Raw genomic sequence first — 15,892 nt, 5'->3', positions numbered from 1 at the left:
CAGACGAAAGCCGCCAATGCCCCAGACCAGTGCCGCCTCCAAACCCGTCAAGACCCGCAACAGCGCAGGCCCGATGCTGGGGGCGCTGATCCGTAAGCGACGCAAGCAGATGGGGCTGACGCTTCAGGCTCTAGGCGATACCGCCGGCGTATCCGTCGGCTATCTGAGCCAGGTGGAGCGCGACAATGCCACCCCAACGCTGGGCACGCTGGCACAGATTGCCTCAGCTTTGGAGGTTGGGCTGGAGTATTTCATTGCCACGCCGAAACCCTCGGATGCGCTGACGCGGGCGACAACGCGCACGCAGTTTTCACTGGCGGGCTCTTCTATCACCTATGAGGCGCTCGGCGCGCAGTTTCCGGGTGCCGAATTGTCCAGCTATATCCTCCATGTGCCGCCCGGCTATGTCTCAGAGGAAGTCAGCCATGAGGGTGAGGAGATGCTCTATGTGCTGGAGGGAGAGATCGACCAGTCACTGGATGGGCAGGTGTTCCGTCTACAGGTTGGGGACAGCCTGCACTACAGCGGTCTGACCTCCCATTCCTGGAGCAATCCGACCGACCTGCCTGCCCGGCTGTTGTGGACCGGCACCCTCAGCGTTTTGCACAGCACCAACACACCGGACCTGCCCTGACCGATCCGTCAGGCATATAGAATGAACAAAACAGGGAGACACTGACATGAACCTCGTGAAATCCGCCTTGCTGGCCAGCGTGATGGCGCTGCCTCTGGCGAGCGGCGCTATCGCTGACACGCCCGCCAATGCGCTGATCGTGGCGCAAAACATCGACGATATCGTCGCCATCGATCCCGCTCAGGCCTATGAGTTCACCTCTGGTGAGCTGGTGACCAACCTCTATGATCGCCTTGTGCAATATGACGCCGAAGATCCCACCGTTCTGGCGCCCGGCCTTGCCAGCGCCTGGGAAATCGACGCCGCGGCCAAGACCATCCGCTTCACCCTGCGCGACGATGCGGTGTTCCACTCCGGCAACCCGGTGCGCGGTGAGGATGTGGTGTTTTCACTGGCGCGGGTGATCAAACTGAACCTGACGCCGGCCTTCATCCTGGCACAACTGGGCTGGACCGCCGAAAATGTCGATCAGATGATCACCACCGACGGCAACAGCGTCACCATCAAATACGAAGGGGATTTTTCCCCCGCCTTTGTGATGAACGTATTGGCCGCTCGCCCCGCCTCGGTGGTGGACAAAGAGGTGGTGATGGCCAATGCCGTGGACGGCGATATGGGCAATGGCTGGCTGAATGAAAACGCCGCTGGCTCCGGCCCGTTCAAATTGCAGGGCTACCGCCCCGCGCAGATGGTACGGCTGGCGGCCAATGCGGATTACTTCAAGGGCGCCCCCAAGATGGAGAGCGTCATCATCCGCCATGTGGCCGAAGCCGCTACGCAGGAGCTGCTGCTGGAATCCGGCGATATCGACATGGCCCGCAATCTGACACCCGACCAGATCCGCGGCTTTGACAGCGACACCATCAAGGTGGAGACTTACCCGCAAGCGGCGGTGCATTTCCTGTCCTTCAACCAGAAAACCGACAGCCTGACCGACCCTGCCGTCTGGGAGGCCGCGCGCTATCTGGTCGATTACAAGGGCATGACCGACACCATCATCAACGGCCAGATGGAGATCCATCAGGCATTCTGGCCCAAAGGTTTCCCCGGTTCCTACGATGAGACCCCGTTTGGCTATGACCCGGAGCGGGCAAAATCCATCCTCAGTGAGGCCGGGATTGAGACCCCGATCACCGTCTCGCTGGATGTGATCAATGCGGCCCCCTTTACCGATATGGCGCAGTCCTTGCAGGCGAGCTTTGCCGATGCGGGGATCAACTTTGAAATCCTGCCCGGCACCGGCAGCCAGGTGATCACCAAATACCGCGAGCGCAGCCATGAGGCGATGCTCTTGTATTGGGGCCCAGACTTCATGGACCCGCATTCCAACGCCAAGGCCTTTGCCTATAACTCCGACAACTCGGACGACAATTATGCGGCCACCACCACATGGCGCAATGCCTGGGCCGTGCCGGAGCATATGAACGCCAAGACCAAGGCTGCCCTGACCGAGGCGGATCCTGAAAAGCGTCTGGAGATGTACCGAGAATTGCAGGCAGAGGTGCAGAAAACCTCCCCCATCGTGATCATGTTCCAGGCCGCTTATCAGGTGGCAATGGATGCGGATGTCTCCGGCTATGTGAATGGCGCGACCTCCGACTTTGTCTTCTACCGTCTGGTGGAAAAGAACTGATCCCCCGGCGCCACTTGGCGCTTTCGCCTGCTCCCCTTATCCGGGGGCGGGCATCTGGGGCCGGCGCTGACATGAGCCGGCCCTTCTTTTCATCTTCCGACCTTGATCTGTGCAACGGATGAGGTCGCCCGCGTTACAGGAACCAACCCCATGACCACGCCCCCCTATGCAGACCGGCTGACCCGGCTGCGCCACCGCATGACAGAGACCGCCACCGATCTGGTGGTGCTTGGCCCCTCCAGCCATATGATGTGGCTGTCCGGCGTGAACCCCCATGGTGATGAGCGGCCCGTGCTGCTGATGGTCAGCCAGAGCCACGCGGGTTTTCTGATGCCGGGGCTAAACGCCGATGCGGCGCGCACATCAACCGATCTGCCATTTTGCTGCTGGTCGGATGATGAGGGCCCGGATGCAGCGCTTGCCAAGCTGCTCAGTGACTGCGGTGCCACGGCTGCTGGCCTGTCGGTGGTGCTGGATGAAACCATGCGCGCCGATTTTGCGCTGCGGGTTCTGGATGCAATGGACGCACCCAAGCGGCGCTTTACCGATGATACCGTGGGCCTGTTGCGCGCGATGAAGGACGACGCCGAATATGACGCGCTGAAGGCTGCGCATCTGTTGAATGATGCCGCCGTGACCGAGGCGTTTTCCCGTCTTGAAGAGGGCATGAGCGAGCTGGATGTGCAGGCGATCCTGCATGCCCATTACAAGGCCCACGGCGCCAGCGCGGAATTCACCATCGTCGGCTTCGGTGCCAATGGCGCCTTCCCGCATCACCACACCGGCGACACCAGACTGACCCGCGACATGGCGGTGTTGATCGACACCGGGTGCCGGTTGAACGGCTACCCTTCGGACATGACCCGCTGCGGGTGGTTCGGCACGCCGGAGGCCGAATATGAGCAGGTCTTTGAGGTGGTTGAGGCTGCGGTACAGGCCGCAGTCCAAGCGGCGAAACCCGGCGTGTGCGCCAGCGAGGTTGACCGCGCCGCGCGTGAGACAATTGCTGCCGCCGGATATGGTCCGCAGTTCCTGCACCGTACCGGCCACGGGCTGGGTATCGACGTGCATGAGCCGCCCTATATCACCGCCACCTCCGACGTGGAACTGCGCGCAGGCAATGTGTTCTCGATCGAACCGGGGATCTATCTCAAGGACCGCTTTGGCGTGCGGCTGGAAGAAATTGTGATCCTGCGCGACACCGGCGCCGAGATCCTGTCTGAGATGCCACGCGACATGCAACGGCGCTGAGACCAGATCATCTGCCAACCAAAAAATCAGGCGCACCCGCATCCGGGCTGCGCCTTTTCATATCCTCCGGCGTCTGGATTGCCTCAATACCTGTATCGAACGATGTTCAAACCGAACGTTCCAACAACTGATCAATAAGGGTCAGCAGCTCTGTCGGCTCAAACGGTTTCGTCAGTGTCGCCGTCGCGCCAAGATCTTTGGATGTGACCAACAACTGCTCCAACCCCCGGCGTTGCGTAGCCCCGGACATCGCAATAATCGGTGGAATCTTATACCCATCACGCGCCAGCCCTTGAAGGAAGGAAATAACCATCACGCCCCCATCCGGCACGGCGCGATTGTCTTTCTTCACGATCAGATCGGTGATGACCAGGTCAAAGCTGTATTCGTGGTACTGGGCAATCGTCTCAGTCGCATCCTCGCAGGTGATGGGGAAGTGGCCAGCCTGTTCCAGGGAGTCCTGCAACAGGCTGGCAAAGATCTCATCATCCTCAAGAACCAGTATATTGGCCATATCCATCGCTCCTCCGCAGTTGGGCGATACTGCCCTGAATCAGACATCAACGCGCTGCGGTTGTTCTCATAAACCTTTTACCTAGCGTCCGGGGTTTGATCAATTGTTGAGCCTTATAATGGTTGCTGAACCGGGACTGAGGTCAGTTTTGCCTGACATTCCCGACTGGTCGCTTATAACATGGCAACAATCCGCGATCCCAATCTGAGCCAGCGCGTTACGGAGCCTTCTAAATGGCGAGACCAGTCCGGTTCCTTTTGTCCTTTTTTGTGCTGACGATTCTGGCCCTGCCTTGCTGGTCACAGGACGCCCCTGATCCGCTGCGCATCGGGTTTCTACCAGTTCCCCCCTTTGCGCAGCGCGACGACCAGGGCGAAGAAACCGGATTTCTGGTGGCATTCGCGCAGGATCTCGCGACGGAGCTGGGGACCAGCATCACGCTGGTGCCGATGACGTCGAGCCACGATTTCGTGCAAGGGCAGGCTGACGGTCGTACTGATCTGATTGCCGGTGTCGCCCGACTGCCCGCACTACAGAACAGCAATTTGTTCTCAACACCGATTTCCAGCGAAACCCTTCGCCCCATGGTACGGACAGACATGGTACAGGGTCACTCCACCGCGACGCTCAGCGGTGTCCGGGTGGGGATCGTGCCACCAGCGGTCGGCTCTGAACAGGAGGCATTTCTCGCTCGCAATACCACGGTGAATTTCACCACCGCCGAAGCGGCTATTATGGCGCTTTTATTGGAGCGCATTGATGCCGTACTGATCCCTGAGCCGGTTGCCTTCAGTATCGCGAAATCCGCCAGAGTGGATGGTAGGGTCCGGTTTCTCAACCCTCCCCTGCGTGAGTTCAACCGCTTTGTTGCGCTACATGAAAGCCGGGCGGAATTGATGCCCGATATCGAAACCGCGCTTCAGAAGATGAAGGCGGACCGCCGTCTTGACGTGCTGCTCAAAAAGTACTTTCTGGATATTCCCCTGCCCGCTCCGGAGGTCCTGCGCGTTGGGGTGCGCCATTCGCCGCCCTATCAGTTCGTAGGCCCGAGTGGTGAGTTCTCCGGCTTTGGGGTGGAGGTGCTGCGACAGCTGGCCCGGCAAACCGGCCTCGAGCTAACATTCCAGCAAATCAGTGAGGACGAGTGGCAGCGCGGTCCGCAATCCGACACCTACGATCTCCTGCCTGCAGATCGGATCACCCCTGAGCGGCAGGCCCAAATGGATTACTCCCATCCTGTTCTGGCAGTGGATCAATCCGTCTATACCCGACCAGATGATGCGGAGCAATTTCGCCGGCCCCAGGACCTGAGCGGGCGTCGCGTTGCTGTGCGCGCTGACAACGCCGCAGCACTGGCGGCGGGCGCGGCCGAGGGTTGGCAACTTGTGACCGTGCCCCGCGCCTCCGACCTGATGGCGGCTCTATGGGCCGGACAGGTTGATGCAATCGTAGACCAGCCAGCCATTCTGGCGCTGGCGGCGTCAAGCCATAGCGATCTTGATACGTTGAGCGAAACCCAGCCCGCTCTGCTGCGCTATGACCGCGCGCCAGCCTTGCGGTTCGGCCTTGGTGAGGTCCGTGACAAGCTGGATCTGGCGTTATCTCAATATCTGGTTTCAACCGATTACACAGACCTGCGCCGCAAGTACTTCGAGCCACCAGTCTTCTGGACTTCGCAGCGGCTGAGCCTGCTCGGCTATGCCTTAGGTGGAGGGCTGCTGACGTTGCTAGGTGTCCTCGGTATGCACCAACTGCGCACGCGTCGACGCGCTGCGGGAGACGACGCCCGGCGCGCTACAGAGATCGCCGAGGTCCGGGATGAACTGGAAGTGGTGCTGAACGCAGCCACCAGCGGAATTATAGCCTTTGACCGGACAGGCCAGATCATTCGGATCAACCACCCCGCCCGCCATATGCTCGGAGATACCTCGGCTGAGACGCCATTTGTCTGGCCCAAGGCGATCAGTTTTCTTGACACCGGTACCCTCACCCCACTGGATGCCAGCGCCGATCCGCTGCAACGCGCCCGATCAGGCCATGTTCTGTCAGGAGAAACCCATCTGCTGCGGCGTAGCGCCAACCGCGACGACCATCGATATGTCCGGGTCCGCAGCGCAGTACCGAAAAATGAACAGCATGGTGTGGCCTTGGTCTTGGTGCTGGACGATGTCACCAGCGAGGAGCGCAACCGGCAGGTTAACGACCGCAGGAACAGGCTGGATGCGCTGGGTGAGCTGACGGGTGGTATTGCCCATGATATCAACAACCTTCTGGCCTCGCTGCTCTATGCCGTGGATCTGGCGGGAGCCGCAACCACCGCCGATCAGCGGGCACGGTTCCTTGGCACTGCGACAACCACGATCACCCGGGGGCGCCGATTGACCACGCGGCTGCTGGCCTTTGCCAAACGCCAGCCCGGTTTTGCCATGGCCAAACCGGTTCAGGAGACTCTGGCAGAGTTCCACGAGTTGATCCGCCCGATGCTTGAGTCGCGGATTGAGATAGAGGTGCTGGAGGCCGATCCCGACCTGCTGGTCTATTGCGATCCCGCACAGTTGGAGACTGCCCTGATGAATCTGGTTCTCAACAGCCGTGATGCCATCATGAGCAGCGGTGATGGTTCCTGCATCACCCTCAGAGCCCGCTCAGTGCCCGCCCCGCAGGGTCGCCCTGATACCAAACCGGATGGACACGATAGAGAGCTGGACACGTCTGATTCCGCCGCAGAGTATCGCTATGTTGAACTCTCCGTCACGGATGATGGTCCCGGCATGAACGACGCCACGCTGACCCGCTGCACCGACCCTTTCTTTACCACCAAAGACGGCAATTCTGGCACCGGGCTGGGGCTCTCAATGGTGTATGGCTTTGCCCGCCATTCAAACGGAGACTTGCGGGTCTATTCTCAGCAGGGCAGCGGCACCACAGTACAATTGACGCTGCCGCGCAGCTTCGATCTAAGCCTTTCCAAAGCCGACCTGATCGCCGCGCCTCTGGAGAAAGGCACCGGTGAGATCATTCTGCTCGCGGAGGATGAACCAGATCTTCGCCTGATGACACGCGATATGCTCGTAACGCTCGGGTACTGCGTGCTGCCGGTCGGGTCCGCGCAACAGGCGCTGGAGCTGATGCAGGACGGCAGCCAGTTCGATCTTCTTCTGACGGATGTCGTGATGCCAGGCGCCATGGGCGGCTTCGAACTAGCCAACCGCATCCGCCAGGTCCACCCGACAATACCAGTGATCTACACCTCCGGTTTCACCGGATACACCCCGAATGAGATGGGCCCAGTCACGGCCCCGCTACTGCAAAAACCCGTCCACCCAAGGGATCTGGCAGCGGCCCTCGCTGCGGCTTTGCAACGATAGGACCATCCACTTAGCCACCGCTGTATAAGAGCACCGCTGTCGGTCTTGCAGGTTGCAGGCATGGAGAAGGCCGCTGATCAAACGGCATGGCTGGAGTAGTTCTCAGCGAGGATCGCAATTGCGGCTGCGCAAAACCCTACAGTCACGCCCCGCAAAATAAGAGTATTATTCAAGTTAGAGAAATTTTCACGCCTTTTTACCTATTCTACTGATGCTTACAGGAGGATCCGCTCCTAGGTACTGCCCCAGTTTTGAATGATTTGTGATCGGAAGATAACTTCCAGATGAGAAAATATAAGGGATTAAATATATATGCCCATCGCCCAGGAAAAATCACCGCCCGCCCAGCACCACAAGACATCCGAGAGTTCACAGATCGCCCAGTGGAACCAAAAAAAAGAGCTGCGACGCCAGGTGTTTTCTGCAGGTATGAAACTAAGACAACACACGCCGGTATACTTAAGCGAGGGTATTTTCAGCCAAACTGAGAAAAAAAACCAAATAGATCACATCAATCTGAAGTCGATCGAGCACTTTGACGCCGACACGATCTATATTTTAAACAACAATGACATCGCTAAAATTGGTATGCAGAAATATGCACGTATGTTTGCCAACCAGCCGCGTGCGCATGTATGCATCTGGGATTTTGACAATCATCACCAGATTTCTGAGTCAGTGAATTTTGCGCTTTTTTCTGATTTTTATATACCTTGTCATCCGCATAACAATGAAACTTATGCGCAGATGACAACAGCCATGGGCTCACCGGTCAGCGCAGCGGTCATCCAGTGGTCCCGGGCCTACCTAGAGGAGCACCGTGATCACTTCCTGACCATCACCAGAGATACCGAGCCGCTTGGGCGCCACATCCTCCACCCACAATTTCCTGAACGTAATTCGATGCTTGAGAGGCTGAGCGAGCATTTCAAGCATGTCGGAGCAGCTCCGCAGACCTACCATGGGAGGACGGAACTGGATCGACTAGATGAATGGGCCGCCCATATGAGCCATTGGATCATTCCGACTCGCAATGATCTACCTATACGTGCATTTGACGCGCTGATTACCGGTGGTGTGCCAATCCTACCCGCTAGCCTGAAAGAGCTGCCAGCCTTGTCGGCACTGCAGGAGCATCTATTCTACTTTGAGGAAAGTGATCTAGAAAATCCGAAAGCGGTTACTGAGGCAGCCAATGCTCACTTCTGCAAGCAAGGAGAGGCTGGTGTGATCGCCCGTCATGAACTGGCTATGGAAACCAGCCATGTGGATATCCGTGTCCAAGAGATCCTGGCGCAGATCTACGGGCACCTCAGCCTTGCCAATTGATCGCGACGGGCTCTCCCATTCTGCGCGCCGAGCGTGAAATTGCATCAAGACTGTGCATGACATCTTTGGCCGCACTCAGAGGGGACGCATTCCTGGACACTCCGCGGATCATATCGACAAACGCGCGCAGCTCCCGCGAAAGCGGGAGCTCATTCTCATAGGTTAAGGGCTGGCAAACGCCTTCTTGAAAAAGCAGAACCTTATGTGCCGCCTTGTCATCAAAGATAAGCCTCCCATCACGTCCCTCTGCAATGAGTCGAAACGCAGCAGACGATGCCAGCCAGCTGGCTTCCAGATCAAATCGTCGTCCTTGATACAAAAGCTGCGCAACAACATGCAGCGGACGGTCCCTACCCCGAAGGCTATAGGCCCTGGCTTGATCCGCAGGCGAGCCGAAGATCTGCCGAGCCATAGACAACGGGTGCGGCAACCAATCCCATATCACTGACGTATCATCGCGCGGGTTGTTGTTGGCGCAATACGCCCTTACCGACTGGATCGACCCGATCTGCGGGAGTGCCGCGCAGAAGGCTTCGGCTGCCGGATTAAACCGGTGCAGGTGACCGGCAAAAACGGCGCCCCCGGCGGCCTCTGCGGCGACTTCCAGCCGAAGGAAATCCTCGATCCGAGTCGCCAATGGTTTTTCAACAAAACAGGGCACGCCAGCTTCCACGAATGGAAGCACTGAAGAAACATGATCTTGGCTCTTGTTCGCGATGATGACACCATCGATCATGGGTTCTGGGTGGGTCACAGGCACCCAGTCGACATCTGGCAGGGTGTCCAGGGTCGCGCTGATGTTGCGCGCCCAAGCCCCCCGCCCGACCAAGCCCAACACCACCATGTGGCGTTAGCCTGCCAGTTTCACGTTCGCATCGGGTTCAAAATCGATGTAGCTGCGTTCATGCCGCGCCCAGTCGATAAACCTGTGCAAACCATCTTCAACATTCACTTCAGCGGTATACCCAAAGGTCTCCCGTGCTTTAGTGATGTCAGGGCATCGTCGATTTGGCTCACCCGCCGGATAAGTGTCTGGGTAGTCGATGGTGGAAAATGTCGCGCCTGGCACCAGTCTTGGGTACATTGCTGCCAACTCGTTCATCGAGATTTCGTTGTCAGGATTGCCAATATTGTAAGCTTCACCAAGCTCACCTTGCAGGAGCGTCATCAGAAAACCGTAGATGGCGTCGGTGATATAGCAAAAGGTTCGAGTTTGCAGACCGGTACCATGCACTGGAATAGTGCGTCCATTCAGCGACTGATAGGTGAACATGGGAATAACACGGCGGTCATTGTGCCCCATGCCGGGGCCGAACACGTTGAAAGGACGTACGATCTTTGTCGGGACACCGTGGTGTTCCTGATAAATAGTGCAGAGCGTTTCACCTAGGCGTTTTGACTCATCATAGCAGGCCCGCGGACCAACAGTTGATACATTGCCATAGTAATCTTCTTTGATCGGAACCGCACGCGGGTCTGGGTCGCCATAGATCTCAGAAGAGCTGAAGAACAAAAAGCCCTCAAGTTCCTTGTTGCTCGCCGCCAGATTTAGAAGGTTGCGTGTGCCATGCACGGCACTTTCAATGGTCTCCAATGGGTAACGCATATAGTATACCGGCGAAGCAATGCCTGCCCCATGGATAATAAAGTCGATATCCTCACGTACAGGCAGTGGATGTGTCACATCGGCCCAAACCTGCATTATCTGGGGATCATTCGCGATACTGTCGTCGAGATTTTGGGTGCCGGTAATGTAGTTGTCGACAGAAATGACCTTGCAAGGCTTGTGTAGCACCTCTTGGTTCAGCTTTTGGAAAACCTTGAGGAAATGCTTCCCCAAAAAGCCAGCCCCACCAGCAAGCAGGATAGTTTTTCCTGAAAACCGTTGAGCATTCGTTCCGAGGCGTTCGACAATGCGTTGAATTTCTTGAGACATATTGTCCCCCATTCTAAATTTCAGGAAGCTTTGAGTTCAACAAGCGGAATAGGCATGTAATAATCATAGGCGTTGCCGGTTTTTTCCCGAATGTCATCGATATATTCGTAAGCAAAGACCACAAGCACTTCAGGTTGATAGGTCTCGAGTTCAGAGGCCGCGACCACCGGGATATGTGCCCCGGGAGAGGTACGCCCCTGCTTCAGCGGGCTGTCGTCGACGGTAAAGGGAAGCAACTCACTATCAATACCGCCGAAATTCGTGATTGTTGAAAGCCGAGCTGGCGCACCATAACCGGCCACTTTTACACCAGCGTCCCGCCAGCTCTTCAGTCCAGCCACCAGATTATCGGTCAACGACCGGCAGCGCTGTCCAAAATCCATTAGTGCTTCGGAGTTCAAGACCTCCAATTCGGTGGCAATCAACTCATCAAGCTCTGATGCTTGGCTGCCGGCCGCCTCGCGCATTAACGTGAACCGAAGAGACCCCCCATGTTGGGCGACCGGTTCCACCTGCGTGATCACCATACCGTGCTTGCCGAACAGAGTTTTCATCGAAGAGATCGAATAATAGAAGATCCTATCCAGGTAGAAACGTTCATACTGCAATTGATTGATCATATTGAGGATATATTCGACCTCAATCACCAGCTTGCCCGTTTCAGCCAGCAAGATATCCGCAGCCCGGATAAACTCATCTGGGGCATCAAGATGGGTGAATACGCTACTTGCCACAATCACATCGGCTTCACCATGACTGTTGACAATCTGTCTTGCCGAGGCCTCGTCAAAGAACGCACAGATTGTTTCCAGTCCCTCGTCATTGGCGATTTTAGAGACATTCACTGAGGGCTCTATTCCGAGGGCGCATACACCAAGTTGTTTCAACGGTCGTAGCAGCACGCCATCATTGGAACCGATATCAACTATGAATTCAGCGCCTTGTAGATCTTCAGCCAATGCCTCGAAGTGGCGCACAAGGCCTCCATTGACCGAACTCAAATAGTAGTAATCCTCAAACATGAGGGCCCGTGGAACCATTTCCCCCAGCTGAACATTCTTGCAAGTCACGCAAAAGAACACCTCAAGGGAGAAAAATTTCTCTTCTTCGAAATCAGTTGGCCGGGGGTATTTATTCGCCAAAGGCTGACGACCCAAGTCTATAAATTTAACTAGGTTTTCCTCTTGGCAGAGAGAGCAGCACATAGACATTGGCGTTCCTTGACAAATGAATCCAACAGATGCCAACTTTGTAGACTTGTCGGCAGCTTGGCTTGGCATCAGATCTACTGAATCAATTATAATAAAGGGTAAAAGGCCTTTTAAATTGCACCCAGTTTGTCCAAAGGGTCGTCACTCATTGGATCTGTCGCGAAGTCGTGCCGCTGCATTAACCATCTGTTGCGTTGAAAAGAAAAACACAGATGGCACCACGACCCGCCGAAGTGCTTCGTTCGAAAGCTGTTTTATCAGTGTTAACACGCAGGTTTCCGCATAAACAGATAACTGCGCCGCTTTCAGCGTCAGCATCTCGAGGCTGTACCCATGGATACAGCGAGATCTGCGTCCCCCTGGCCCCTCCACCAATCCAATCTTCAACGTGAGATCGCTGAGCTGCGGAAAGGTCACCTCACGACGGCTGAACATCCTGCACTTGGTTGGCGTCAGGGCTTCTTTGTCATTGACCCAATAGGCCCCCAGATGGGCTGAATTTTGGACAGAGAAGCTACATTGATCGGTCAGGCTTGCCCGACGATGTGCCGTCATTCTATTGCAGGACTATTGGGGAGCTCATGGCAACTCTGAGCAAGGAAGTCGCTGACGCCGCGGCTCCAAAGTGCCTCGTTTTCTTCCGCGGGGTTTCCGTTGCTTCCAGCGCCGTTGTTCCAAACACGGAAAGCCGCCCGGAGACGACTGTAAGTATTTGTTATTGCTTGCTTAAGTTGGTTGCGGGAGTAGGATTTGAACCTACGACCTTCAGGTTATGAGCCTGACGAGCTACCGGGCTGCTCCATCCCGCGGTATATTTCCAGATCACGTTTTTTGTGATTAGGAAGGTGTCCCTTCAGCTGGGATATCTGAAGGTATTTTTGATCGTTTAGATTTATGGATTTTACTAGGTTTGGCGGTGACCTACTCTCCCACGCCTTAAGACGCAGTACCATCGGCGCAACAGTGCTTAACTTCCGGGTTCGGGATGGGACCGGGTGTTTCACTTGCGCTATGACCACCAAACCGAGGAAAATCCATATTCGCGACGTTTTTATTTTGAGACGTCGCGGAGATACAATCGACATGAAGTCCATGTTTTAGTTTTGCTTTTGGTTCATTGTGTCACTGCCTGTTACTGGAACAGATCAAGCCTATCGGGCGATTAGTACCGGTCAACTGAATGCATTGCTGCACTTACATCTCCGGCCTATTGACGAGGTGGTCTACCTCGGCCCTCAGGGATACCTTGTTTTGAGGGGGGCTTCCCGCTTAGATGCCTTCAGCGGTTATCCTGTCCGATCATAGCTACCCTGCACTGCTGCTGGCGCAACAACAGGTCCACCAGTGGATCGTTCACCCCGGTCCTCTCGTACTAGGGGCAACTCCTCTCAAGTATCCTACACCCACGGCAGATAGGGACCGAACTGTCTCACGACGTTCTAAACCCAGCTCACGTACCTCTTTAAACGGCGAACAGCCGTACCCTTGGGACCTGCTCCAGCCCCAGGATGAGATGAGCCGACATCGAGGTGCCAAACACTGCCGTCGATATGGACTCTTGGGCAGTATCAGCCTGTTATCCCCGGCGTACCTTTTATCCGTTGAGCGATGGCCCTCCCACTTGGGACCACCGGATCACTATGGCCGACTTTCGTCTCTGCTCGACTTGTCAGTCTCGCAGTCAGGCTGGCTTCTGCCATTGCACTCAACGAGCGATTTCCGACCGCTCTGAGCCAACCTTCGCGCGCCTCCGTTACGCTTTAGGAGGCGACCGCCCCAGTCAAACTACCCGCCACGCAGGGTCCCGGATCCGGATAACGGACCGCGGTTAGACATCAAGAGTGCGAAGGGTGGTATCTCAAGGGAGGCTCCACCGGAACTAGCGTTCCGGTTTCGATGCCTACCACCTATCCTGCACATCACAATCCTGATGCCAGTGCGAAGCTGTAGTAAAGGTGCACGGGGTCTTTCCGTCTAACCGCGGGAAGCCTGCATCTTGACAGGCAATTCAATTTCGCTGAGTCGATGTTGGAGACAGCGGGGAAGTCGTTACGCCATTCGTGCAGGTCGGAACTTACCCGACAAGGAATTTCGCTACCTTAGGACCGTTATAGTTACGGCCGCCGTTTACCTGGGCTTCAATTCGGAGCTCTCACCCCTCCTTTTAACCTTCAGGCACCGGGCAGGCGTCAGACCCTATACGTCGTCTTGCGACTTCGCAGAGCCCTGTGTTTTTAATAAACAGTCGCCACCCCCTGGTTTGTGCCCCCAGCTCCAAGTTGCCTTGGAACCGGGCCTCCTTCTCGCGAACTTACGGAGGTATTTTGCCGAGTTCCTTCAACATCGTTCTCTCAAGCGCCTTGGTATTCTCTACCAGTCCACCTGTGTCGGTTTAGGGTACGGTCTCATGGAGGGCTATTTCCAGGGACTGATCAGCAGCCCATTCAATCCGATAAGGATGAACTACCTTCACAATCCGTCACATCCTCCTGGCCTAGGAATATTAACCTAGTTCCCATCGGCTACGCCTTTCGGCCTCGCCTTAGGGGCCGGCTTACCCTGCTCAGATTAGCTTTAAGCAGGAACCCTTGGACTTTCGGCGAGAGTGTCTCTCACACTCTTTGTCGCTACTCATGTCATCATTCTCGCTAGTGATCTCTCCACGGGATCGCTCACGCGCCCGCTTCATCGAAAGCCTCTTGTCTCCAATGTGTCCGAAGACACTAAGGAGACATGAGACTATGTCACACTACGCTCTGCTACCATGCACTATGTGCATCCTAAGCTTCGGCTCATGGCTTGAGCCCCGTTACATCTTCGCCGCAGGACGTCTTAATTAGACCAGTGAGCTGTTACGCTATCTTTAAAGGATGGCTGCTTCTAAGCCAACCTCCTGGTTGTTTTGGACATCCCACCTGCTTTCCCACTTAGCCATGAATTAGGGGCCTTAGCTGTAGGTCAGGGTTGTTTCCCTCTCCACTACGGACGTTAGCATCCGCAGTGTGTCTGCCATCTAGTACTCCCGGGTATTCGGAGTTTGGTTAGGATCAGTAAGCCTGTGGGGCCCCATTACCCATCCAGTGCTCTACCCCCCGGGGTATTCGGATGACGCTCTACCTAAATAGATTTCGCAGAGAACCAGCTATCTCCGAGTTTGATTGGCCTTTCACCCCTAGGCACAGCTCATCCCGATCTTTTTCAACAGATGTGGGTTCGGTCCTCCAGTGCATGTTACTGCACCTTCAACCTGGCCATGCCTAGATCACTCGGTTTCGGGTCTGATCCCACGAACTCATGCGCCCTATTAAGACTCGCTTTCGCTGCGCCTACACCTAACGGCTTAAGCTTGCTCGTGAGACCAAGTCGATGACCCATTATACAAAAGGTACGCTGTCAGCCCTCAAGGGGCCTCCAACTGATTGTAGGCGTTCGGTTTCAGGTACTGTTTCACTCCCCTCGTCGGGGTGCTTTTCACCTTTCCCTCACGGTACTGGTTCGCTATCGGTCAGTAAGGAGTACTTAGCCTTCGAAGGTGGTCCTCCGATCTTCAGACAGGATTTCACGTGTCCCGCCCTACTTAATACGTCCTATCATGCTTCATATACGGGGCTATCACCCACTATGGCTGTGCTTCCCAACACATTCTATTCACACTCAAGGCTCGGCTGGTCCCCGTTCGCTCGCCGCTACTAGGGGAGTATCATATTGATGTCCTTTCCTCCGGGTACTTAGATGTTTCAGTTCCCCGGGTTTGCTCTTAAAACCCTATGTATTCAGGTCTTAAGTACCTGATTAAGCTCATTATTGATAGCAGAGCTAACAATAACGAACTGTCAGGTGGGTTCCCCCATTCGGAAATTCATGGATCAAAGCCTATTCTCAGCTCCCCATGACTTATCGCAGAGTATCACGTCCTTCATCGCCTCTTACTGCCAAGGCATCCACCAAACGCCCTTCTCGCGCTTGATCTGGTCCAGAAAAAGACAGTGAACTGTCACGCCACAGAAGCTGGTAAG

At 55.8% G+C, this 15,892-nt stretch carries 10 protein-coding genes, 1 tRNA gene and 2 rRNA genes; 5 read left to right on the top strand and 8 right to left on the bottom strand.

The features are described from left to right. Positions 1–16 precede the first annotated feature (16 nt). The 3 genes from GAL_RS02820 to GAL_RS02810 all read left to right on the top strand — a co-directional run bounded on the left by GAL_RS02820 (position 17) and on the right by GAL_RS02810 (position 3,518). A complete protein-coding gene (locus GAL_RS02820) occupies positions 17–634 on the top strand; it encodes a helix-turn-helix domain-containing protein (RefSeq protein ID WP_024096076.1) in 618 nt (205 codons plus the stop codon). A 46-nt stretch (positions 635–680) separates the two neighbouring features. Next, on the top strand, positions 681–2,267 hold the full coding sequence (locus GAL_RS02815; RefSeq protein ID WP_024096075.1) for an ABC transporter substrate-binding protein: 1,587 nt from the start codon (positions 681–683) through the stop codon (positions 2,265–2,267). A 150-nt stretch (positions 2,268–2,417) separates the two neighbouring features. After that, the gene (locus GAL_RS02810) at positions 2,418–3,518 is read left to right on the top strand and encodes a M24 family metallopeptidase (RefSeq protein WP_024096074.1); all 1,101 of its coding nucleotides are present in this window, start codon (positions 2,418–2,420) and stop codon (positions 3,516–3,518) included. A gap of 106 nt (positions 3,519–3,624) precedes the next feature. Here the strand turns inward: GAL_RS02810 and GAL_RS02805 are convergent, their stop codons facing one another. Continuing rightward, complete coding sequence (locus GAL_RS02805; RefSeq protein WP_024096073.1) at positions 3,625–4,032, bottom strand: response regulator transcription factor; 408 nt, start codon at positions 4,030–4,032, stop codon at positions 3,625–3,627. Between the two features lie 233 nt (positions 4,033–4,265). On the opposite strand from GAL_RS02805, the gene GAL_RS02800 reads away from it, so the two are divergent. Together GAL_RS02800 and GAL_RS02795 are read left to right on the top strand one after the other, a co-directional pair. After that, the gene (locus GAL_RS02800; RefSeq protein ID WP_024096072.1) at positions 4,266–7,400 is read left to right on the top strand and encodes a transporter substrate-binding domain-containing protein; all 3,135 of its coding nucleotides are present in this window, start codon (positions 4,266–4,268) and stop codon (positions 7,398–7,400) included. A 312-nt stretch (positions 7,401–7,712) separates the two neighbouring features. Further along, positions 7,713–8,729, top strand: a complete 1,017-nt coding sequence (locus tag GAL_RS02795) for a hypothetical protein (protein ID WP_024096071.1) — start codon at positions 7,713–7,715, stop codon at positions 8,727–8,729. Here the strand turns inward: GAL_RS02795 and GAL_RS02790 are convergent. The 7 genes from GAL_RS02790 to GAL_RS02760 form a co-directional block, all read right to left on the bottom strand. Next, complete coding sequence (locus tag GAL_RS02790) at positions 8,713–9,573, bottom strand: Gfo/Idh/MocA family protein (RefSeq protein WP_024096070.1); 861 nt, start codon at positions 9,571–9,573, stop codon at positions 8,713–8,715. The genes GAL_RS02795 and GAL_RS02790 overlap by 17 nt on opposite strands. 6 nt (positions 9,574–9,579) lie before the next feature. After that, on the bottom strand, positions 9,580–10,665 hold the full coding sequence (locus GAL_RS02785; protein ID WP_024096069.1) for an NAD-dependent epimerase/dehydratase family protein: 1,086 nt from the start codon (positions 10,663–10,665) through the stop codon (positions 9,580–9,582). Between the two features lie 20 nt (positions 10,666–10,685). After that, positions 10,686–11,876 carry a class I SAM-dependent methyltransferase gene (locus tag GAL_RS02780; RefSeq protein ID WP_024096068.1) on the bottom strand — a complete coding sequence of 397 codons (1,191 nt, stop codon included), beginning with the start codon at positions 11,874–11,876 and terminating at the stop codon, positions 10,686–10,688. Between the two features lie 141 nt (positions 11,877–12,017). Further along, positions 12,018–12,431 carry a hypothetical protein gene (locus GAL_RS02775; protein ID WP_024096067.1) on the bottom strand — a complete coding sequence of 138 codons (414 nt, stop codon included), beginning with the start codon at positions 12,429–12,431 and terminating at the stop codon, positions 12,018–12,020. A gap of 177 nt (positions 12,432–12,608) precedes the next feature. Then, a tRNA-Met gene (locus GAL_RS02770) sits at positions 12,609–12,685 on the bottom strand. Between the two features lie 99 nt (positions 12,686–12,784). Further along, positions 12,785–12,899: ribosomal RNA gene (gene rrf, locus GAL_RS02765) — 5S ribosomal RNA — on the bottom strand. Between the two features lie 118 nt (positions 12,900–13,017). Continuing rightward, positions 13,018–15,845 (bottom strand): 23S ribosomal RNA (locus GAL_RS02760). Positions 15,846–15,892 lie beyond the last annotated feature (47 nt).

Source organism: Phaeobacter gallaeciensis DSM 26640, assembly GCF_000511385.1.
In the GTDB taxonomy this organism is placed as follows: domain Bacteria; phylum Pseudomonadota; class Alphaproteobacteria; order Rhodobacterales; family Rhodobacteraceae; genus Phaeobacter; species Phaeobacter gallaeciensis.
This window is presented reverse-complemented; position numbering and strand designations above follow the sequence as displayed.

Excerpts from the sequence above, each read along its gene's own strand:
- GAL_RS02820 (WP_024096076.1), top strand. The coding sequence starts at position 17 with ATGCCCCAGACCAGTGCCGCCTCCAAACCCGTCAAGACCCGCAACAGC.
- GAL_RS02815 (WP_024096075.1), top strand. The coding sequence starts at position 681 with ATGAACCTCGTGAAATCCGCCTTGCTGGCCAGCGTGATGGCGCTGCCT.
- GAL_RS02810 (WP_024096074.1), top strand. The coding sequence starts at position 2,418 with ATGACCACGCCCCCCTATGCAGACCGGCTGACCCGGCTGCGCCACCGC.
- GAL_RS02805 (WP_024096073.1), bottom strand. The coding sequence starts at position 4,032 with ATGGCCAATATACTGGTTCTTGAGGATGATGAGATCTTTGCCAGCCTG.
- GAL_RS02800 (WP_024096072.1), top strand. The coding sequence starts at position 4,266 with ATGGCGAGACCAGTCCGGTTCCTTTTGTCCTTTTTTGTGCTGACGATT.
- GAL_RS02795 (WP_024096071.1), top strand. The coding sequence starts at position 7,713 with ATGCCCATCGCCCAGGAAAAATCACCGCCCGCCCAGCACCACAAGACA.
- GAL_RS02790 (WP_024096070.1), bottom strand. The coding sequence starts at position 9,573 with ATGGTGGTGTTGGGCTTGGTCGGGCGGGGGGCTTGGGCGCGCAACATC.
- GAL_RS02785 (WP_024096069.1), bottom strand. The coding sequence starts at position 10,665 with ATGTCTCAAGAAATTCAACGCATTGTCGAACGCCTCGGAACGAATGCT.
- GAL_RS02780 (WP_024096068.1), bottom strand. The coding sequence starts at position 11,876 with ATGTCTATGTGCTGCTCTCTCTGCCAAGAGGAAAACCTAGTTAAATTT.
- GAL_RS02775 (WP_024096067.1), bottom strand. The coding sequence starts at position 12,431 with ATGACGGCACATCGTCGGGCAAGCCTGACCGATCAATGTAGCTTCTCT.